Genomic DNA, 20,252 nt, shown 5'->3' with positions numbered 1-20,252 from the left:
TTGGGTGAGCATCCGTCACCCGACCCAAAACCGAAAATCAATTTGAGATTGTATAAGTGGCCGCGGCTTAAAACCGCGGTCCACCTCGTCTTTTCCTTCCTTCCCTGTTTGCCTCGCGCTTCATTACCAACCAATCTCGCGGTGCTTGCCGTCGCAGAAGGGTTTGTTCTCCGAAGCCCCGCAGCGGCAGAGAGCGACTTTTTCCCCTGCCCAGGCAATGCGGCCACTGGCGGCGCGGATTTTGAAGTTGCCTTTTGCCAGCAATGGGCCGTGCTCGATGGGCTTGAGCTCAAGCGGGCCGCCCGCGCTTTCCAGTCCCGGGCCTGAGTCACCCACCGCTCCATAGTCGCGGAAATTACTGTCGCGATGCGAGTTGTCGCAGAAGGGCTTGTTCTTCGACTGCCCGCAGCGGCACAGCGCAGCGCGGGTTTTTAGCCCAGGTTTATCCTCAGGCGCGCCTTCGATGTGCAAATCCCCAGTGGCGTAGAGGGGGCCGTCGGAGACGACGGTGACGCAATTCTCTGCAGGCACCTGCTCCGCCGTGCCGCCGACTTTGTCGGTGTAGCTCAGGGCGCCGCTGGGGCAGCGCTCGACGATCTCGCGCGCCTCTGCTGGGGTGCTGGCGTCTGGCATGCACCAGGGGCTGCGGCCTTTTTGGAATAGGTCGCCGGATGCGCGCCCGCACTCGGCGACGCCGATGCACAGGCTCTTGTCGAAGTGGACGTCAATGTCTTTGCCGGGGAAATCTGTGATTTGGTCATCTGCCATGGTTGAGAGCCTCAAAGGGTGAAAATGAATGGATTGGCGAATGAATGAATGTGATGGGAGCCAAGACGGGAGCCGATAGGCTCAGGTGCCGCTCGCGTCGGTTGGGATATCGGCGCCGAGTGCGCGCGCCACCTCAAGGCCCGCGGCAAGCTCGCGGGTGCGCAGGATGGCGATGCGATCGGGTGTATGGGCGTCCGGCTGAAGCTGAACGCCCTTGGCTTCGGCCTGAGCTGTGATAGCCGAGTCCGGCTCGCCCTCACCGAAGACTGAGATCACGAAGCCGCCGGGGATTTGTGGCGGCGGCTGAAACGCCAAGCCATCGGCCAGCGCGACCCATGCGCGAAAGAACTCGGGCCCGTAGAAATCAAAAAAGCCGTTGGAGCCGCGCAGGTGCATCTCGACGGGTTGTCCGCCGATGAGCTCGATGTTGCAGATGCCGGTGTAGCCCGCCAGATGATCGCGCACCAGGGTGGCGAGAATAGGTTCAATATGGGGCATGTCGGCGCCAATTTCCCAATAGACCGGACGCGCGCCATCGCGCAGCTCGGAGGCGCGAGTGTGGGCGAACCAGCGGGCCTTGCCTTGCTCGACCAGGCAGTCACTGCTGCTTTGCTCGCCTTCCAGGCGCTCGCACCAGAAGCTGCCGGGCTCGTTGGGTATCTGGTCGGCCCGCAGCGCGCGGGCACCAAGCGCCATGCCAGAGAGATTGATGATGGGTTTGACGAATAATTCGGTCTCGGCGCTGATGCCGTAAGCCGCTGGCGGCAGGCCGCAGGGCGCCGCGCGAAGTCCAGCGGCCAGCGCCAGATTGAGCCGATCGTAAATCCGGCAGTGGCTGGGGTTGAGTCGCCACGCGTTCACGTCATTCACTGCGAGGTCGCACTGCGGCTGCGGCTCGAATAGCCACTCACGTCCGGGTTGGATTCCAATAAAAGGCATGTCTTGATGCTGGCTCCGATTCGGCCCAGCGAGGCTGGGGTGCGGCTGTTGCGGCTGGGTTTTGGCTGAGATTCGGTCTTTATCAGGCAGCGGCTGGCATGTCCGTCTGCGTGGCAGCACTGTTCTCCAGCTGCAGACCTGGCGCCGCGGCTTTTTCGACCTGACACAGGCTCGACTTGAAGGGCGGAAAACCGCTGATGGGGTCGAGCGTGCGGTCGTCGGTCAGCTCGTTCACATTGGCGCCGCGCCAGCCATGGACGCAGTGCACCACGCCGGGCTTGACGCAGTCGGTGATCTTGGCGATGAACCGCACCTGCCCGCGCGCGGAGCGCACCACGACGGTATCGCCGTCTGCAATTGCGCGCGCAGCGGCATCCTCGGGGTGCAATTCCACCAGTGGGTTGGGGATGGCGCGGCGCATGCGCTCGATATACTGGTGCTGCGAGTGGGTGTCGAACTTGGTGCGGGCGCCACTGGTCAGCACCAGCGGATACTCGCCGAGCCGATCCGGGGTGGACAGGGGGCTTTCGGCTGGCTCGCGATAGACGGGTAGCCCATCGTAGCCGGCATCTCTGAGTTCGGCAGCGTCGAATTCGATTTTGCCGGTGGGCGTCCTGATGCCTTTGAGCCGATAGCTGCGGTCGGCATCGAGAAATCCGTGCTCGACCAGCTCCTCGATCACATCGGCATAGACGGTGACGCCATCGGGGTTGTTGAAGACCTCTTCACGAATCTCTTCCGGAATACCCTCCCCGGCCTCGGTCCAGGAGGCCTCGAGGTCGCCTTTCCAGAACTGCTCACCCATGCCGAGGCGCACGCCAAGTTCCAAGAACATCTGCGCATCCGGTTTGGCCTCGCCCTTGGGTGCCACCACGGCACGGCGGTAGCGCAGCTCGCCCTGGTAGGCGCAGCCGGGGTAGGCGATTAGCGCTGGGCGCTCAAGGTTGGTGGCGGCGGGCAGCACAATGTCGGCCTGGAGCGTGGCCTCGTTATGGAAGAAATCGCTCGCGGCGAAGAAATCCAGCGCCTGCAGGGCCTCTTTCATGCGTGCGGAGTTGGGCCACATGGCGGTGTTGATGCCCATGGCGAGCAGGCTGTGGATGCGCTGGGGCTGGCCGTCGAGGATGCAGTTGGGTAGCAGCATGCTCTGCGCGGCTGGCCAGTAGCGGGTCCAGATCGGGAAAACCTCATCGCCAACGCGCGGCGGCAGGTCGTTCAGGCAGTGGTCGAACAGCTCGATTGGCTTGGGGCTGACCTTGGTGTTGAAGAACCGATTGCCGCCTTCGCGATCGAGGTTACCGGTGACGGCGACCAGCAGAATGAGCGCGCGATGGTTCTGGAAACCATTGCTGTGCTGCACCGTGGCGGTGGGGGAGAGCGTGATCTGCGCCGGTTTGGTGGTGGCGTAGAGTTCTGCCGCACGGCGCAGGTCGTTTGCGTCGATGCCGCAAATTTCTGCGACCCGCTCGGGCGGGAACTCCTTCACATAGTCGCGGAAGGCCTCGACGCCGCTGCACCACTCATCGAGAAACGCCTGGTCCTGCCAGCCGTTTTCGAAGATCAGATGATGAAAACCGAGCGCCAGGGCGCCATCGGTGCCGGGGCGGATCTGCAAATGCACATCGGCCTGCTCGGCGAGCGGTGTGCGGCGCGGATCGACCACCACCAGCGCCAGGCCGGGTTTGCGATTCGCCAGCGGGTGGGTGTCGAACGGCGGGATGGAGCCGCGCGGGTTGGTGGACCAGTTGAGAATACATTTGGTCTTGGGCGAGGACACGGTGGAGGTAGTCTTGATGCGCGCCCCCAGGGTGACCTTTTCCGCCACCAGGGTGGCCGAGAAGCAGCAGCCGCTCTCGGTCATGTAGTTCGGCGAGCCGAAGGCGTGCGCCAGGCGCTGCAACTGCGGGCGGGCCTCTTTGGTGTAGCCGGCAAAGAAGGCCGCCGCCGGGGCGCCATGCTCACGCCGGGTCTGATCGAGCCGGGCGGCGATGGTGTCGAGCGCTTCGTCCCAGCTGATGCGCTCGAACGCGCCGCTGCCTCTGGGCCCGCTGCGCTTTAGCGGGTAGAGCAGGCGTTCGGGGTGATTGCGCCGGTCGATCTGGGCGTAGCAGCGCGGGCAGTCCGGCCCCTTGATGCTCACCGGCTCGCCGGTGTCGTCGGTCTCGACCGTGATCGCGCAATTGGCATCGCATTCGTAGCAGGTGCTGGGTAAGGTCGGCATTGGTTGGCGGGCGCCTCGGCTGTGATTTGATCTCCTTCAATACAGCCGACAGCGCCAATTTTCAATGCGATTGCCCCTGCCAATGCGATTTGACTGGCGGGGCGACCAAGCCGCCAATCGCGCGCAGGGTCAGTCCCAATCGCTGAAGACGCCATAGTGATGCGCGCCCTCGATCACCCCGCTGGTGTAGTAACCCGACAGGCCTTTGAAGTCGCCTTGGGCGAAGTAGACCTTGAGCGCCGGATTGGCGGTTTGGGCCTCCTTGACGCTTTTGACCAGTTGCTCGTCGGCATTGCGCACCAGGACGCCGGAGAAACCGGCGGTGAGCGGGAAGACATCGTTGCCGCTGTCGCCGCAGAAGACCACGCCGGATTTCTCCAGCCCGAGTTTCTCGGCGACAAATTCCAGTGCGGTTTGTTTGTTGGCGCTCTCGGGCAGAAAGTCGAGCAGGCCATCGCCGCTTTGGGAGTCGTAGCTGTAGATGGCGCTCTCGTCGAAACGGCCCTTTACGCGATCATCGACCTGTTCGAGGATGGCTTCGCTGCGGTCATGGTCGACGAAATAACTCTGTTTAAATTGGTTGAGGCTCTCCGGCGGCTGCTCGCGCAGGCCGTCGATGTTGTCGACCGCAGCCTTGATGCCGGGCACATCCCAGCGCGGGCTCTTCGCGCGCACATGGCTGATCCAGTCATCGTTAAAGCTCCACTGCCCGTCCTTGTAGTCGCGGATGGTGGTGCCGACGTCGCCGATCAGCACATGCGGGTGGCGAATGCCAAACTCGGCGATGGCGTTTTCGGTCAGCTCCAGGCTGCGCCCGGTGACATAGACCACATAAGTCTGCTGCCCCTCGGTGAGCCGGTTGAATAAGTCAATGGCCTGCGGGTCGGCCTCCCAGCTGCCGTTGGGGAGCAGGGTGCGGTCGAGATCTGTTGCCAGTACCTTCATGACAAGCTCCTAATCTGTTCGGGTAGTGTTAGAGATATTGCTTCGCGTGCTCCTGGCCTTCGGCATCGGTGTAGCGGATGCTGAAGGTCAGGTCGCTCAGGTTGGCATCGAGCTCGGCGATGAAGCTGTCTTGCTTCCAGTGCAGCGAGAGCTGCTCGGGCTCGGTCTCGGGGATGGTCAACTCGCCGCCGAAGGCGGGGGCGAGATTGCGCATGCGAATCAGATCAAGCTGGTCGATAACAACGGGCCGGCGCAAGCCTTCCTCGATGTCCTCCGCGCTCAGGTTGCTGCGGTTAATCTCCTTGTGGCCGGCCGGGCCACCACGGTCGGCGGCGATATAGTTGTTCTTGCCGGCAAACAGATCCAGATACCACACCTGCGGAATACCGGGAATGAACATCTGAATGGCGCGGGCAAGCAGCAACTTGCGTTCGTCCTCGCCGAGCGCGCTGAAGAAGGTCGCGTTGAGCTGATAGTAAGCGATCTTCTTGCCATCGGCGCCATAGAGGTTCTTGACCCGCCCGCCGCGGTCGACCAGGCGCTCCATGGTGACCTCAATCTGGGCATCGTCGAGCAACCCGGGGCGCACACCGCCGTCGACTTCGACGCCGCGCAGGTCAAGCACCGGTATGCCGTCATGGCAACCCAGCATGTTGATGGTGCTGAGCCCTTTGCTAGTGACTTCTTTGATCCAGTTGACCAAGGCGCGATTTTGGCCGCGATCGAGTGCGTCGATGACCAGGCCGGGAAAGAAAAAGTCGTAGATCGGAAAGCCTTCGGCGGCGACTTCCTCGTGCAGACCACGACCATACTCCGCGTGAATTTCCGGGAAGATGGTCAGATCGTAATCGAGCGCAATCCGCTTGAGGCGGTCGAGATAGTCCCAAGTCCCAGGCTTGTTGAAGAAATTGGCCTCGCCCGGGGACTTGTGCAGATAGGCGAAAGCATCGAGGCGAATAATGCGCGCGCCGTATCTCTTGAGCTTGGCGAAGGTCTCGGCATAAAACTCCCACACTTTGTCTGACTGTGCGTTGAGGTCCATCTGCCCAAGATAGTCGCGCTTGCCTTCGACGATTTCGGTGATCTGTTGGCGGTAAACGCCAAAATCGCCGAAATTGACGGTATCGATGTGACAATCGGCGCGAATGGCCTCGTTCGTCATGTCCAATAGCTGCGCTTTTGCCTCGGCGTCGAGCTCGGTGAGCGGAGCCAGATCGTCCATTTCCAGCTCTTGATAGATGATCTTCTGATAAAAAGTGTTCCAGTATGGGCGTAGCGATCCATCGGGAAAGCGCACCATCAGAATCGGCAGACCCGGCTTGCGCATGAACAGCTTCTGCAGGCACCAGTCATCGGGGATGACATAGCCATCCGGCCCCATGGTGGCGTGGTCTTTCCAGAATTCGTTCCAGTCGACGAAGAAATCCCGATAGCTCGACGCATCACCATGCGCAAGCAAATCCTGGAACTGGGGCGAGCGCACCGAGAGATGATTGAGCACCAGGTCGAACTTGAACTGGATGCCCAAGTCCTTGAGCTGCTGAATATCCTCCGGCGATACCAACTCGGGATTGATGTCGTAGTCGATGACGGAAAAGCCGCGATCAAGATCGCTGTTGAAAAAGGTCGGCAGGATATAGAGCAGGGAGAAGGTATCCTCGAACTCAGGCCTTTTCAGCAGGGCGACGAGGTCGGACATGCGCTCGCCAATGCTGTCCGGATAGGCATTGAACATCACTCCGCTGGGGAGTTGTTGCGGGTTCTGTTGCGTGGAACTGGTCTTCATAAACAGGACTTTTCGAACATTTGCGGATGGAAAGATCAGGGTTTGACTGTAACATAGACACAATGAATTCCGAGACCGCAAAGCCCTCCGCGCAGTTTCCAGTGGGTGAGTCACAGCGAGCGCCGAGCGCCGTCCCAGGCCCAACCCCAACCCCAACCCGCGCCCCAACCCGCGAGGTGATCGCCTGGGCGCTCTACGACTGGGCCAATTCAGCCTTTGCCACCACCGTGATGGCCGGGTTTTTCCCAGTGTTCTACAGCGCTGTCAGTGTCGGGCTGGATGCCGAGCAATCACAATTCTGGTTCAACATCGCACTGGCGGTCTCCAGTCTGTTAATCGGCATCAGCGGGCCCATGCTGGGTGTAATCGCCGACCGGGGCGGCTGGCGGCAGGGATTTCTGGCCGGTTTTGCCGCTGTCGGCATTCTCGCCACCGCCGCGCTGGCCTGGATTCACAGCGGCCAATGGGTGATGGCGCTGTTGCTCTATGCCACGGCCAGCATCGGTTTTGCCGGGGGCAATGTGTTCTACGACTCCCTGCTGCCGCAGGTTGCGCGCGGTCGCAATATGGACCGGGTCTCGGCACTGGGCTACGCACTCGGTTACGGCGGTGGTGGGCTGTTGTTCGCGCTCAATGTCGTTATGGTGCTTGAGCCTGCAAGGTTCGGGCTGGCTGATCAGGGCGCGGCGGTGCGGGCGTCTTTCCTGTCGGTGTCGGTCTGGTGGTTGTTGTTCTCGCTGCCGGTGTTGCTGATGGTTCGGCCAGCGCGAGCCGCGCAAGCGGCAGGCGGGGCCCAAACCAGCGTCTGGAATGGCGCCTGGCGCCAGTTGTGGGAGACGCTGCGTGCGATTCGCGCCGAGCGGATGCTTATGGTCTTTCTGATTGCCTACTGGCTGTATATTGATGGCGTCAATACCGTCATTAAGACAGCGGTGTTTTTTGGCGATCGGGTGCTGGGACTGGATCAGTCCGGGCTGATCACGGCGCTTCTGCTCACGCAGTTCGTCGCGCTGCCATCGGCGCTGCTGTTTGGCTGGGTCGGGCAGCGCATCGGTGCGCGCACGGGCATTCTGATTGGCCTTGGTGTATATCTGTTCGTGGTCTTCTATGCCTGGGCCTTTCTTGAGTCCAGCCGGGACTTTTATCTGCTCGCCGTCGCCATCGGCTTGGTGCAAGGCGGTGTGCAAAGCCTGTCGCGGTCATTGTTCGCCACTCTGGTGCCGATTGGAAAGAGCGCCGAGTATTTCGGTGTTTTCAATCTGGTCGGTAAGTTCGCGACCGTTCTCGGGCCCTTGTTGATGGCGCTGACCCCGCTGGTCTTTGTCGCCGCCGGGCCGCGCTCAAGTATTTTGTCGCTGGCGCTGCTGTTTCTAGTTGGTGGCGGTCTGCTGCTGCAATTGCCCAGGCGTCCGCTGCCCCAGGGCGGTGCCTGATGCCTGATCCGATCACCGGGCACAGGGTCGGGTATTCAATAGAGGGTGCCGATGAGGCGATGCATGCCAGTGTCGGCTCGGGTGCTTTGAGTGATGATGTGCTCAACCGACTGCACGAAATCCTCAAAGCGCACCCGGAGGGTATCAGCGAGTATGATCTGCTGCGTGAGCTTGAGCAGACATACCAGGCGTCTTTCGCCCGTGCACCTTTCCGTAATGATCTGGCACTGTTTCAGGCGCATTTTCTCTTATTCAATGCGCTCTATCGGTTGCGCGATTGGCTTGCGGCGAACGGCCAGGCCTGGCTGGAAATCGATACTCTGGGCATCGTGCTGCACTCGCGAGCAGGGTTGCCAAGCGCTGAGCCATGGGCCCTGGTGCGACGCGATCCTTTACGTGACTATTATCTCGATATCAATCAACTGGCTGAAACCGATGCAGAGCAGATTGCCGAGTTGTTGGGAGGGTTCTGGATGCGCTATTTCGCGCTAGAGAATCGCGCGGCCGCGTTGGCTGTGCTTGGCTTGACCGATCCGGTCAGCGCCGAGGATGTCACGCGCCGCTACCGGGAACTGGCCATGCGCCTGCATCCCGATCGCGGTGGGAATGCTGAGTCTTTTCAGCGGCTATTGTCCGCTCGCCGGGTGCTCGAGCGCTGCGGCAACTACAGCGCCTCGAAGCGCACCTGAACATCGCGCGGTGGAGCCAGGTGCGGCGCAGTGGTAATCAGCAGATGCGCGCCGGCGCGCGCGTACTCCGCCGCATTGCGCGCGTTAATCCCCCCAGCCGCAGCAACCAGAGCAGGTGATTGGCGATCGCGCAGTGCGGCCAGGGTCTGAGCGACCAGTTCAGGCGCGAACTTCTCCAGCTGTAGCACGTCGGCGTCGGACCAGGCAAGGGCTTCGTCAAGACTGCTGACCTCCACCACCACGCGTTTCTCAGGACAGCGCTGACGCAGGTGCTTCAGCGTGCGAGCCGGGTTGCTCGCTCCCAGAAATTCGCGATGTTCGGCAAAGACCAGCAGGGTTTCCGACAGACCGAGCCGATGCATCACCGCGCCGCCCGCGACGAAGGCCTTGGCGGCCAAGCGGCGGTTACCAGGCACATTCTTGCGCGTGCCGGCGACGAGCGCGTCAGGATGGCCGCTGCGAGCCGCCACCGTGATTTCCGCCGCGCTGCTGGCAACACCAGAGCACCACTCAACCAGGGTTTGCGCGCTCTTCCAGACGCGATGCAGGGCCCCTGCCGAGCCCTGGGCATCGAGCAGCAGTGTGCCGGGCGCCCCATCCTCTCCTGACGGGACTTTTAGGGAGGCTCGCGCGCCGCAGAGCTCGAACATGCGCGCGGCCTCTTCCGTGCCGCAAACGCGCATCGCGTCACGCACGAAAAACCGAATACAGCCCGACGCGCGGCTAATGCCAAGCGACTCGGTTGTCAGATCCCCATAGGGAACGTCCTCTTCAATCAAGCGATGGAGCGCGGCGTCACCGAGTGCTGGGCGTGCCTCCAGGGAGGTTGATAATGTGGTCATAGTCGGCTAAAGAGGCGTTGTGGATTCATCGAAACTGCAGTCTCCAAGTGACATCAAGCAGGCAGCAATGACAATCCGCAGCGAACTGCCATTGTCAGGATAGAGACAAGTTCCCGGCCGCTGAAAAACAGTGGCGGCAGGGTTGTTTCTTCAGGTTGGAGGCATCAGTTGCGGCTATTGCGCAAGCATCCTGCGCGGCTAAACAACGCAGTTGTATCATCATCGCAATGGTCTTTCGGTTTTTGATCGGGTGAGGGTGCAAGGGCGCCGTGAATGTTTTGCCGGCGATGTTGGCGGCTGGTACCCTTACCTAAGGTACAGCCAAAATTTATTCGCGATAAACTTATTTGTTTTCTCTTGCGCATTGGCCATGAACAGGCGTTATAATGAACGAACGAGCAGAGGGGATGTGACTGGGATTCAATCAGCAAGCATGCCCCTTCCTGCTAAAGAGCAAATTTTTTCACATGTTGCCAATCAATGAGAGCAAGTACTGATGGACGAAATGGAATATACCGAGCTCAAGGCCAAGCTTGAATCCCTTGAGGCTCAACAGAAAGAAGTCGAGCGCGCCCTTGCCTCCAAGCGCGACAAGCGCAAGGCCGAGCTGGTCGCTGAGTTTAAGGAAAGGATCACGGGCGAAGGTTTTGCGATTGCGGAGTTTGCCGATATCTTTGGTGGTCGTCGCGGCGCGCGGCGTTCCGCAGGCGCACAGCGTTCTTACCCGCGCTATGTCGATAATGCTGACCCAGATTGCATTTACGTGCGCGGTCCTCTGCCTGGCTGGATGAAAGAGCGAATGAGTGCCGTCGGCTTGAATCCGGGAAACAAGGAAGACCGCGAGCGCTACAAGCAGGAATACATGCACGCGCAAGCCTAATCGGCTCTGCTGTCATGTCTTGGCGCCCGGGCCTGGAAATGCCCGGGCGTGTTTTGTTAAGGGGGCTCCAGTGGCCTCCAATCCTCCACCCCTCCCTTACCTGCCGGCTGTCTGCCGTTTCCGATGCCCGGATCTGATCTGGCGCGATTCTGGCGCCGCGCGCGTACTGCTCCTGATGCGTTGCTCGACCGGTTGCGCCTCAGCATCGCCCGTCCCGACGCCCTGCTATGGCATGCCTTTCTTGGCATTCTGACTGGTCTTGCGACCGGCGTGGTAATTATCGGGTTTCGTCTCGCAGTTGAAGGCACGCAAGCGATGATGCTGCCGCATCATGGCGAGAACTACGAGGCACTCTCCCCCATCACCCGAGCACTGCTGCCACTTGGCGGTGCGCTATTGATTGCCGTAATTTTCCTGCGCTTCTCCGCCGGTATTCGCGTGCTCGGCGTTGCGCGAGTGCTCGAGCGCATGGAATATCACCAGGGACATCTGACCTGGCGCGGGTTCATGCTGCAATTCGTCGGTGCAGCTGTGGCGATTGTGAGCGGACATTCGGTCGGGCGCGAAGGACCCCATGTTTATCTCGGCGCAAGCAGCGGCAGTTTGTTGGGGCAGTTGCTTGTGTTGCCCAATAACAGCATTCGCATCATGGTTGCCTGTGGCACCGCCGCGGGAATCGCTGCGTCATTCAATACACCGCTGGCGGGGGTGATTTTCGCGCTTGAGGTGCTTGGATTGGAATACAGCGTCGCCAGCTTTATTCCGATTATTCTCGCGGCGGCCAGTGGGGACTGGCTATTCGTCTCTGTCTTCGATGCCAATCCACTGTTCAAAGTGCCGCCAGCGGTTGTCGGCTCCCTTGCGGATTTGCTGCCGGTTGTGCTGCTCGGAATCGCTGCTGGCGTGACATCAGCGGCCTATACTCATGGGGTGCAGAGCATTGCCATGGCGACCAAGCGGATTCCTTTCTTTTGGCGCCTGGTGCTTGCGGGGGTGACGGCCGGGGCTTGCGGGGCCATGGTTCCACAGGTGATGGGGCTGGGGTTTGATTCTCTGACGCGGTTGCTCGAGACGCACCTCGCGTGGGATTTCTTGCTGATTTTGCTGGCTGCCAAGCTCATTGCCACATCGGCCAGCATTGGTCTGGGCATCCCCGGCGGCACGATCGGGCCGGCGTTGTTCATGGGAGCGGTTGTCGGCAATCTGACCGCCGTGGGTGCGGCTCAGTTCATGGATGCGAGCGCGGTGCCCGTGAGCTTCTATGTGCTGCTTGGCATGGGCGCGATGATGGGGGCGAGCTTGCTCGCGCCGCTGGCGGGGTTGACAGCTGTCGTGGAATTAACGCATAGCCCGGGGGTCATCATGCCCGGCATGTTGGCGATTATTATCGCTGTCCTGGTTAGTTACAAAGGCTTTGGCAAAGACTCGCTCTTCATCACCATGCTGCGCGCCAATGGGTTGGATTATCGGGTCAATCCTCTCACGCGCGAACTGCGCCGGCGCGCTGTCGGCGGGGTGATGAATCGCAATTTTGTGCATCAGGAAGCCAAGCTCGATCGCGCCAGGGCAGAGCGCCTGGTGGCGGCCAGTCCGGACTGGATCATCATCAACACCGACAAGAAGCCAACCTATCTGATGCCCGCAATCGCGGTGGCGAGCTTCCTGTCGCAGAATCCGGATGTCGAAAGCATCGATTTGCTCGCGATTCCCGGCGATCGCCTAGAGCTCGCACCCGTGCACCTACAGGCAACCTTGCAAGAGGCACTCGACACCTTGAAAACCACTGGCGCCCAAGCGCTTTACGTGCGCCGGCCGCTGGCACCCGGTATCGACCACGTCTATGGTGTTTTAACCCGATCCCGCATCGACACTGCTTATGAATACTGACCATGCATACTGAGGGGACTGCAAAAGCGCCCGCCCGCGCCCTCGTCGTGGCAGCCCGTGGGCAACCAATTTAACACTCTGGGAACCGACCACCCCGGGTCCCAATGGAGATGACAGATGAACTCAACCCCGAGCGTACCCGCCGATCTGAACCTGGATGATCCGCAGACCCTGCCAGGCTTGTTTTCCCGCGTTGCCGCGCGCATGCCGCAGCGCATCGCAGTGCAGTATGGCCGTGCCTGCATCACCTACGCGGAGCTGGAACTTCTCTCGAACCGGGTGGCCGATTGGCTGCACCGCCAACACCGGGTCGAGCACGGCGACCTGGTCTGCATCGCCTATCCGCGCGGCATCGACTTCATGGTCGCGATGCTGGGGGCGCTCAAGTGCGGTGCCGCCTATGTGCCGATCGACCTGCGCGAACCTCTGGAGCGCCGCCGGGCGATCGTTGAGGATGCGGCGCCCAAGTGCCTGCTGGTGGCAGCGAACAAGCGCGGCGACTTTGACTTCGCTGCGCCCATCAGCCTCGATGACCTGAAAGACCCCTATGCCTGGTCGCCGGAGCCGCGTCGGCCGCACATCGATAGCGGCGATGTGGCCTGCGTGTTCTTTACCTCCGGCTCCACCGGGCGGCCCAAGGGCGTGCTGCTGCCGCACCTGTCCATCAGCGGGCTGATCCTGAGTCCCCGCTATCTCAGCATCGATGCCGATGACCGGGTGTTGTCATCAAGCAGCATCGCCTTCGATGCCGCCTCGTTCGAGATCTGGACAGCGCTGCTCAATGGCGCCACCCTGGTCTGCGTCGACTACGAGACCATCATCAACCCGGAGGCCTTTGCCGACTTCATCGAGCATCAGGCGATCAGCGTCATGTGGGTGACCTCGGCACTGTTCGACCAGCTGGTGGCCTTCCGCCCGGGCATGTTCCGCCGGGTCAAGTACCTGCTCTCGGGCGGTGACGTGGTCAATCCCAAAACCGTCCATAAGGTGCTGAACAACGCGAGTGGCCGGCCCCGCGCCTTCGTCAACGGCTATGGCCCCACCGAAACCGGCATCCTGGCCACCTTTCAGCTGATCACGGAGCTGGCCGATCCGGCCGAGCCGCTGCCCATCGGCAAGGCGCTGGCGGATACCGTGCTCTATGTGCTGGATGAGAACCGCAATCCGGTTCCGTCCGGCGAGACCGGCGAGCTGTATATCGGCGGTCATCGACTCGCCAAGGGGTATCTGAATCTGCCCGAGCGCACCGCCGAGCACTTCTTGGCGAATCCCTTCACCGGTGACCCTACCGACAGGGTCTACCGTACTGGCGACCTGGTGCACTTTCGCGACGACGGCAGTCTGGCCTTCGCTGGCCGCGCTGACCGCCAGATCAAGTTCCGCGGTTTCCGCCTGGAGTTGGACGGCATCGAGCAGAGTCTGGTCAACCACCCGGACATCGCCAACGCGGCGGTGGTGATGGTCAAGGTGAAGGGCGAAAAGGTGCTGGTGGGCTACGTGCAGCCGGAAGCCACGCAGCAGGCGGACTTCGACCTGGAAGCTTACAAGCGCTGGCTCGGCGAGCAACTGCCGGCCTACTCGGTGCCCGGGGTACTGATGATCATGGACGCGCTGCCGGTCACCTCGCGTGGCAAGATCGACCGCAAGCGCCTGCCGCCACCGGTGCTGGAGGAGACCGCGCGGCCGGACGCGGTGAAGCCGCGCACCGACACCGAGCGCGTCATCTGGCAGGTCTGGTCCCAATGTCTGGATCGCACCGAGTTCGGCGTCACCGACGACTTCTTTGCTCTCGGCGGCTCGTCCATCCTGCTCGCGACCGTCTATGCCGGCATCCGCGAGCGCATCGCCAAGCCCTTCGAGCTGGACGCCTTCTTGCAGCATCCGACCATCGAGGGCCTGGCCAAGACCATCGACGAGCTGGGCGGGCAGGCCGATCACGCCGCCGATCGCTCCGCTGCCGAGGCCGACGCCGTGCTCGACCCGAGCATCCAGCCGGTGTGGATTCAGCCCGCCAGGGATGCCGGCGCGGGCGCCGTGCTGCTCACCGGCTCGACCGGTTTCCTCGGCGCTCACCTGCTCGCTGAGTTGCTGGAGAAGACCAACCGCTCGGTCTACTGCCTGATCAAGCCAGACGCCGAGGCCGGCGACCTGCAAGCCAAGCAGTGCAATGCCCTGCATCGTCTCGGCCTCGACCCCGGCGATGCCGCCGAGCGCATCCGCCCGGTCGCCGGCGATCTCGCCCAGTCCGGGCTGGGGTTGAGTCCAGTGGATGCGCAGCGGCTGCGCGACCACTGCTCGCATATCATTCATTGCGGCGCCTTCGTCCATCACATCTACGGCTATGACCGACTCAAGGCCGCGAACACCTTCAGCACCCTGGCGCTGATCCGCCTTGCAATGCGCGGGCGCCCGAAGAAGCTCACTTTTGTGTCCACCGCCAGCGCCATCACCGAGGCCGACGCCCAAGGTATCGGCTACGAGGGGCGCGTCGGACCGACCCCGGCGGACTTCTTCGGCGGTTATGCGCTGTCCAAATGGGTCTCCGAACGGCTGCTGGAGCAGGGCTTTGAGCGCGGCCTGAGCGGCCTGATCCTGCGCCCCGGCAACATCTTCGCCAACAGCCGCACCGGCGTCGCCAGCCCAGCCGGCAGCAACTTCGCGCTCTTGATGATGCGCGCCTACCTGTCCCGTGGCCTCGCGCCCGACCTGGATCTCGTGTTCGAGGCGGTGCCCGTGGACCGGCTCGCCGCCGCCATGGTCGCCCTGACCATGGACGATAACACCGACCGCGAGATGCTGAACCTGTCCAGCCCGCACGAGATCGCGCTTCCCGAGTACGTCGGCCTGCTGTCCGAGCTGACCGGCAAATCCATCGAGATCCTGCCCTATGAGGACTGGAAGCGGCGCGTCATCGCCCCGCTGCGCGAAACCGACCCGCTCTATCCGCTAACCCTCTACTTCCAGGGTGGCCCCACCGAGGAGATCCAGCACTTCGAGACCAGGCAGGCACAGGCCCGACTTGGGCCGCTGGGCGTTGAGTTCCCCAGCGACTATCGCGAACTGCTGCGCAACGCCTTCGACCGGACCTTGCGCGGCGCCATGGGGCTCTGAGTCAGCTTCAGCCGAGCGCCTGGCCGACGAAGTAGGCCCCGACCACCAGGACACCGGCAGTGACGGAGAACCAGGCCGCGGGGCCGCGCTCAGCGCGGAAATCGGCCGCGGTCAGCAGGATGCCGGCCGGCACCAGCAGCAGGAAGATCGCACCGAGCGGTGCCACCAGGTCACCAAGGATGTCCATCACCGGCACATTGGCGACCACCGGCGGCAACAGCAGGCAGAAGGTCCCGATCAGCAGCAGGCCCTCGGTCCAGCGGCGAGGGCCGTGATCGCTGCCTGCTGCGCGCGCCAGCAATGCCAGGAGCGACAGCCGATATCCGACATAGATGCCGATAAAGGAGCTGGTCAGCGCGAGCAGGCTGACCGCCGGACCCAGCTCGCCCAGCCAGCTGTGGCTGAAGCGCTCGCCCACCAGGTCTAGGGCGGAGATGTTCTCGCGCTCGGCGGCGACGAAGTCCGCCGCCGGCAGCGCGAGCATGAAAGCAACGACGAAGCCGAGCACAAACCCGAGAAGAACGAGCGTGGTCGCCGTGATGACGTGCCCCGTCACGCGCTCCCGCGCGGCGCGATCCGGCAGCCGCGTCTGGAGATCGAGCACCAGCCCGGACAGGCTCGGAAAGAACATGAACGACAGTGTCAGCAGCGGGTAGAGCACCAACAGCTGCCGCAAGGCAACAGCAGGCTCGGGCGGCGCCAGCGCGGCAAGGGCGATCCCTTCGCTCCAATGCGGCACAAGCGCGAAGGAGACCGTTACTAAAAGCCCGATCAGCACCAAGCTCAATCCGCCCAGCAGACGCACCAAGACCGGCCGCGCCGCGCCCAGCAGCAATAACATAGTCCCGAGCACCGCTACCGCAAGCCAGGCTCGCGGCAGAGCCTCCAAACCCAACCAGCGATGCTGCCTCAGCAGGTCACTGAGCCCGTTCGTCAGGCCAATCGAATAGGCCATCAGCAGCACAAACAGCCAGGCCACGAACAGCAGCCGCAGCAGGCCAGCCAAGCGCGGCCACCAGTGCGCGACCGCAGCAGAGAAGTCCGCGCCCCCTTCGGCCCGGCTCGGGATCAGGGCATAGAATCGATGCCCAAAGGCAATGGTGGGCCAGACCAATAGCGCCGCCGCGCCCAGCACCCAGAAGCCCCCTTGACCGGCCTGGTTCGGCAGAAACAAGACACCGGCACCCACCGCCGTGCCAAACAGGGCGAGCACCCAGGCGATGAATTGCACGGCAGGCAGGGCGGGGGGCGCAGCCTTGTCAGGCCGCACTGTCCCGCAACTCACTCTCGCATCGGGCAAATTCGCGTGCTAATCGATTAACTCGACCTTGCCTGTATTGAGGTCGTAAGACGCCCCGACGATCTTGATCTGGCCAGATTGCTCAAGATTCGCCAAGACCGAACTCTGTTCTCTAACCTGGGCTACCATGTCATGCACATTTTGGTCGATGACCTGCTCGACAAAATCATCGTTAGACGATGTTCGCTGGTCGGGGGAAAACCCCTCCACGCCATCCACTGCTGGGCGGATCTTGGCCAATAGCGCGGTTAAATTGCCCAACTCAGCGCCGTCAATGGCTCCTTTGACCGCGCCACATTGGCTATGACCCAACACCATGACCAGCTTTGCTCCAGCCAGTTTCGTTGCAAACTCCATGGAGCCCAACTGATCCTCATTCACAATGTTCCCTGCAACACGGCCAACAAAGATGTCACCAATGCTGACATCAAAAACTTTTTCCACCGGAACCCTTGAATCCAGGCATGACAAAATAACGGCTTTCGGGTACTGGCCTTGCGCTGAAGCAGCGATCCGCGCGGTGATATCGCGTTGAGTCGCCTCGCCCGCAGCAAAGCGTTCATTCCCAGCCAATAGCGCTTCAAGGACTTGATCGGGTGTAAAGGCTTGTTGGCCTGATTGACTTAATGGTAAGTCGGCGTCTTGTCCCAAGCATACTTGCGTTAGACCGAGAAGAACGCTTGCGAACAAAAGTGATTGATATTTCATTATATTGTTCCTCAAAAGCACTGGTTAGTTGGCATCCGTTAGCGAAACATCCATGGTCATCTTACGCACGGGGTGGGTGATCGGTCAAAAAGCCATCGAGGCGTTGGCGAATTCTCGACGGCGCAGGAGCCGCGTATTACCACGCGCTGGGCCGCGACGCCGGGACCAAAATCGCCAGCGTCGCTCCGAGAAGCACGCATCTCAGACTGTAAAGGAACGGAATCCGGTCAACGCGAACTGGACGCCCATTGAGAGTACAAGGAGCCCCATTAAACGGGTTATCGTGTCCCGCAGAAACCCTGCATCATTTCGTCGGCCAGCGAGAACTGCTGTCAATATCATGACCAGCCAGGTCGTCGCGACCGCTACGCCGATGGCAACAAGGGCTGTCGTCGGGAGTTGCAACCGCGTATGGGCCGCCGCGATCGTAATAACGCCCGTAATGGTGCCCGGGCTGGCGGCGAACAGGATCAGGGGTGTCAGTGAAGGTGTTGAATCTGCTGCCGGTGACGAGGCAATGGACCCCTTGCCGCTGAGCATCAAGAATCCCATCCAGGCGAGCACGCCTCCGCCCGCAACCATGAAGGCATCAAGCGATACGCCGAACAGGTCCAGCACCCTTGTTCCTGCAAGGGCTGCTCCCAGCAGGATTGCGAGGATGGCCATCGCGGCCTTGGTCGCGTCGACAAACTGCTTGCGTCGCGAACTTTCCCCCTCGACTTGGGCGAACAACACCCCACAGATCGCGGGATTCACGAGGGAGAGCACTGTCGCAATGGCCTGGAGTTGCTGTTCCAAAGGCGTTCTCCTCTTAAGCTGAGTAATCGGTCGTGGAAGCGCGGTGGATGCCCTATCGTAGTCGGAAAATTCCGGCTATGTCGTCTCCCCAATGCCAGGGAATGCCCTGCTTACCAGACAGATTTTGCGTCTGGTGGCACTGCATAGACGATCTCGATAAAGAAGGCCGCCGGGATCATACGCGCAACTATCCACAGGTGATATATCCACTGGAGCGTGCACCGGCCCAGTTACCGCGGCGCTAGTCGGATATCGATCCTGCAAGCTAAGGATTTCGGCGTATTTGCGCAGGGTCGCGAGCGACGTGGCGTGCTTGCGTGAGATCAAGAAGGTCGCGAGGCTCGAGTCAGCGCCTTAACCAGCGGATTGGCACTCAGGCCGTGCAGCAGGATACTCAGCAGGATGGTGCAGACCAGGGTACCGGTCAGGATGCCTCCACCGGGCAAGTCGGCGCTGAATACCATGATACCGAACACGATGCTGGCCAGACCGCGCGGCCCAAACCAGCCGATAAAAAGCTTGGTTCTGGGCTGCAATGGTAGCCCCCACAGGGACAGGTAGACCGGAAGCATGCGGATTAGGGTCAGGCTGAGCACTGCGTAGAGCAGCACGGACCAATTGAAGTAGCCCAGCGTTTGGCCCACCAATCCGGCACCGAAGAGCACCCAGGTGACCAGGGCCAGGGTGTCGCCGCTGCCCTCGGCGGGGAGCAGAAATGTATGCTTCTCCTTCTGCGCCAAGGCGCCGAACAAAAGGCCGCCGGAGAAGGCTGCGATGAAGCCGCTGCCGCCAAGCAACTGGGCCAGTGCAAAGCAGGACAAGGCGAGCGCCACCACGGGGAGTTGCCGCCAGGTCTCGGCGATCCAACCCTGACGGGTGCAGAGCCGCAAAAGCCAGGTCGCGGCCAAAGTGGCCCCGACCCCCACAGCAACGCCAATGCCGATCGCCTCGACGAAATACCCCAGGCTAAACCCCAGCCGATACTCTTCGACGCCGGTCGCCAGGGCCAGTAGAGCGAGCAGGATCGGCACGCAGATACCGTCGTTTAGACCACTCTCCACGTTGAGCCCCTCACGCACGTCCGCCGGGACGGACGCGTTGGTGACCACGGCCTTGCCGAGGGCCGCGTCGGTGGGGGCGAGCATGGTCGCGAGGATGGCGATCTCAAACAGTCCGAGGTCGGGGAACAACAGGACCCCGAGCGCAAATCCCAACAGGATCGTCAGCGGCAGACCCAGGCTCAGCAGGCGCTCAGGAATGTGCCAGCTCTTGCCCAGGACCGAGAGATTGGCATTGGCCGCGTCCGTGAACAGGACCAAGGCGAGGGTCAGTTCCGCCAGGGTGCGCAGACCCTCTCGGTCGATATCCAGATTCAGCCAACCAAGCCCGACGGGCCCGAGCGCCAAGCCAAAGGCGGTAAAGACCATGGGGCCGGTGACGGGCGTGCGCTCCACACCGCCGGCAATGGCGCTGTAGACAAAGACAAAGAGTGCGAGAAGGCTGAGGTTTGCATACATGGCGAGGCTCTCGTCCCACTGCAGGATGATCGGGATGGTCTTCTCCATCTTGATGGTCTGGACTTCCTTACCATTGACCTTCAGCGTGCCGGTACCCGAGCGTCCGATGCAGCTAAAGTTGTTTGAAGGCCATGGTTTCCGCGCCGAGGCCGTCATAGGTGAAGGCGAACTCGATGCTGTGTTCTCCGGGTGCGAGGGCCTCCGGTCCTTCCCACTTGATGCGCTCCAGATCAAGCAGGTTCCACAGGAAGACCGGCTTGCCTTCGAGCAGGTAGAAGCCGAATCCAGCGAAACGCCCGCCGGAGGTCACGATCATCCTGTATCGGCAATTTTTGAACCGCTACTAAGGGTTTTATACCCGCTATATTTCTTCTTATGCAAGAAGAATTACAGGTAAAAAGATGGATTGAGCAGGTTCTTCCGACGGC

16 protein-coding genes are annotated in these 20,252 nt (G+C 61.6%); 5 read left to right on the top strand and 11 right to left on the bottom strand.

The window, feature by feature from the left end; genetic code table 11:
- Nucleotides 1–123: 123 nt before the first annotated feature.
- The 5 genes from Thiosp_RS23765 to Thiosp_RS23745 form a co-directional block, all read right to left on the bottom strand.
- Nucleotides 124–768 (bottom strand): CDGSH iron-sulfur domain-containing protein, encoded by a 645-nt coding sequence (locus Thiosp_RS23765; RefSeq protein ID WP_201063339.1) that lies wholly within the window; start codon nucleotides 766–768, stop codon nucleotides 124–126.
- Nucleotides 769–849: 81 nt separating this feature from the next.
- On the bottom strand, nucleotides 850–1,707 hold the full coding sequence (locus Thiosp_RS23760) for a hypothetical protein (RefSeq protein WP_201063338.1): 858 nt from the start codon (nucleotides 1,705–1,707) through the stop codon (nucleotides 850–852).
- 82 nt (nucleotides 1,708–1,789) lie between these two features.
- Nucleotides 1,790–3,928, bottom strand: a complete 2,139-nt coding sequence (locus tag Thiosp_RS23755; protein WP_201063337.1) for a molybdopterin-containing oxidoreductase family protein — start codon at nucleotides 3,926–3,928, stop codon at nucleotides 1,790–1,792.
- A 129-nt stretch (nucleotides 3,929–4,057) separates the two neighbouring features.
- Nucleotides 4,058–4,873, bottom strand: coding sequence for an HAD-IIB family hydrolase (locus tag Thiosp_RS23750; protein ID WP_201063336.1), 816 nt, complete (start codon nucleotides 4,871–4,873; stop codon nucleotides 4,058–4,060).
- A gap of 28 nt (nucleotides 4,874–4,901) precedes the next feature.
- Nucleotides 4,902–6,659 carry an alpha-amylase family glycosyl hydrolase gene (locus Thiosp_RS23745; RefSeq protein WP_201063335.1) on the bottom strand — a complete coding sequence of 586 codons (1,758 nt, stop codon included), beginning with the start codon at nucleotides 6,657–6,659 and terminating at the stop codon, nucleotides 4,902–4,904.
- Between the two features lie 62 nt (nucleotides 6,660–6,721).
- Here Thiosp_RS23745 and Thiosp_RS23740 point away from each other — a divergent pair, with 62 nt between their 5' ends.
- Both Thiosp_RS23740 and Thiosp_RS23735 read left to right on the top strand, forming a co-directional pair.
- On the top strand, nucleotides 6,722–8,092 hold the full coding sequence (locus Thiosp_RS23740; RefSeq protein ID WP_201063334.1) for an MFS transporter: 1,371 nt from the start codon (nucleotides 6,722–6,724) through the stop codon (nucleotides 8,090–8,092).
- Nucleotides 8,092–8,781: a DNA-J related domain-containing protein gene (locus Thiosp_RS23735; protein ID WP_201063333.1), complete on the top strand. Its 690-nt coding sequence runs from the start codon at nucleotides 8,092–8,094 to the stop codon at nucleotides 8,779–8,781. Before Thiosp_RS23740 ends, Thiosp_RS23735 begins: the two co-directional genes overlap by 1 nt.
- Here Thiosp_RS23735 and modD read toward each other — a convergent pair.
- The gene (gene modD / locus Thiosp_RS23730) at nucleotides 8,757–9,623 is read right to left on the bottom strand and encodes a ModD protein (RefSeq protein ID WP_201063332.1); all 867 of its coding nucleotides are present in this window, start codon (nucleotides 9,621–9,623) and stop codon (nucleotides 8,757–8,759) included. The two genes, Thiosp_RS23735 and modD, sit on opposite strands and share 25 nt — an antisense overlap.
- A gap of 496 nt (nucleotides 9,624–10,119) precedes the next feature.
- On the opposite strand from modD, the gene Thiosp_RS23725 reads away from it, so the two are divergent.
- From Thiosp_RS23725 to Thiosp_RS23715, 3 genes are all read left to right on the top strand, one after another.
- Nucleotides 10,120–10,503: an H-NS histone family protein gene (locus tag Thiosp_RS23725; protein ID WP_201063331.1), complete on the top strand. Its 384-nt coding sequence runs from the start codon at nucleotides 10,120–10,122 to the stop codon at nucleotides 10,501–10,503.
- A gap of 123 nt (nucleotides 10,504–10,626) precedes the next feature.
- Nucleotides 10,627–12,390, top strand: coding sequence for a chloride channel protein (locus Thiosp_RS23720; protein ID WP_201063330.1), 1,764 nt, complete (start codon nucleotides 10,627–10,629; stop codon nucleotides 12,388–12,390).
- Between the two features lie 117 nt (nucleotides 12,391–12,507).
- Complete coding sequence (locus tag Thiosp_RS23715; protein WP_201063329.1) at nucleotides 12,508–15,501, top strand: amino acid adenylation domain-containing SDR family oxidoreductase; 2,994 nt, start codon at nucleotides 12,508–12,510, stop codon at nucleotides 15,499–15,501.
- Between the two features lie 7 nt (nucleotides 15,502–15,508).
- Here Thiosp_RS23715 and Thiosp_RS23710 read toward each other — a convergent pair whose 3' ends face one another.
- The 5 genes from Thiosp_RS23710 to Thiosp_RS23690 all read right to left on the bottom strand — a co-directional run bounded on the left by Thiosp_RS23710 (nucleotide 15,509) and on the right by Thiosp_RS23690 (nucleotide 20,140).
- A complete protein-coding gene (locus Thiosp_RS23710; protein ID WP_201063328.1) occupies nucleotides 15,509–16,771 on the bottom strand; it encodes an aromatic amino acid transport family protein in 1,263 nt (420 codons plus the stop codon).
- 39 nt (nucleotides 16,772–16,810) lie between these two features.
- Entirely contained in the window at nucleotides 16,811–17,509 is a 699-nt protein-coding gene (locus Thiosp_RS23705) for a carbonic anhydrase family protein (RefSeq protein WP_201063327.1), read from the bottom strand.
- Between the two features lie 201 nt (nucleotides 17,510–17,710).
- The gene (locus Thiosp_RS23700) at nucleotides 17,711–18,307 is read right to left on the bottom strand and encodes a MarC family protein (protein ID WP_201063326.1); all 597 of its coding nucleotides are present in this window, start codon (nucleotides 18,305–18,307) and stop codon (nucleotides 17,711–17,713) included.
- Between the two features lie 323 nt (nucleotides 18,308–18,630).
- The gene (locus Thiosp_RS23695; protein WP_242518220.1) at nucleotides 18,631–19,872 is read right to left on the bottom strand and encodes a cation:proton antiporter; all 1,242 of its coding nucleotides are present in this window, start codon (nucleotides 19,870–19,872) and stop codon (nucleotides 18,631–18,633) included.
- Between the two features lie 64 nt (nucleotides 19,873–19,936).
- Nucleotides 19,937–20,140, bottom strand: a complete 204-nt coding sequence (locus tag Thiosp_RS23690; RefSeq protein ID WP_242518219.1) for a hypothetical protein — start codon at nucleotides 20,138–20,140, stop codon at nucleotides 19,937–19,939.
- Nucleotides 20,141–20,252: the final 112 nt, after the last annotated feature.

Source organism: Thiorhodovibrio litoralis, from assembly GCF_033954455.1.
Classification (GTDB): Bacteria; Pseudomonadota; Gammaproteobacteria; order Chromatiales; family Chromatiaceae; genus Thiorhodovibrio; species Thiorhodovibrio litoralis.
Note: the sequence above shows the minus strand (reverse complement) of the source record. Positions and strands in the feature narration are given on the sequence as shown.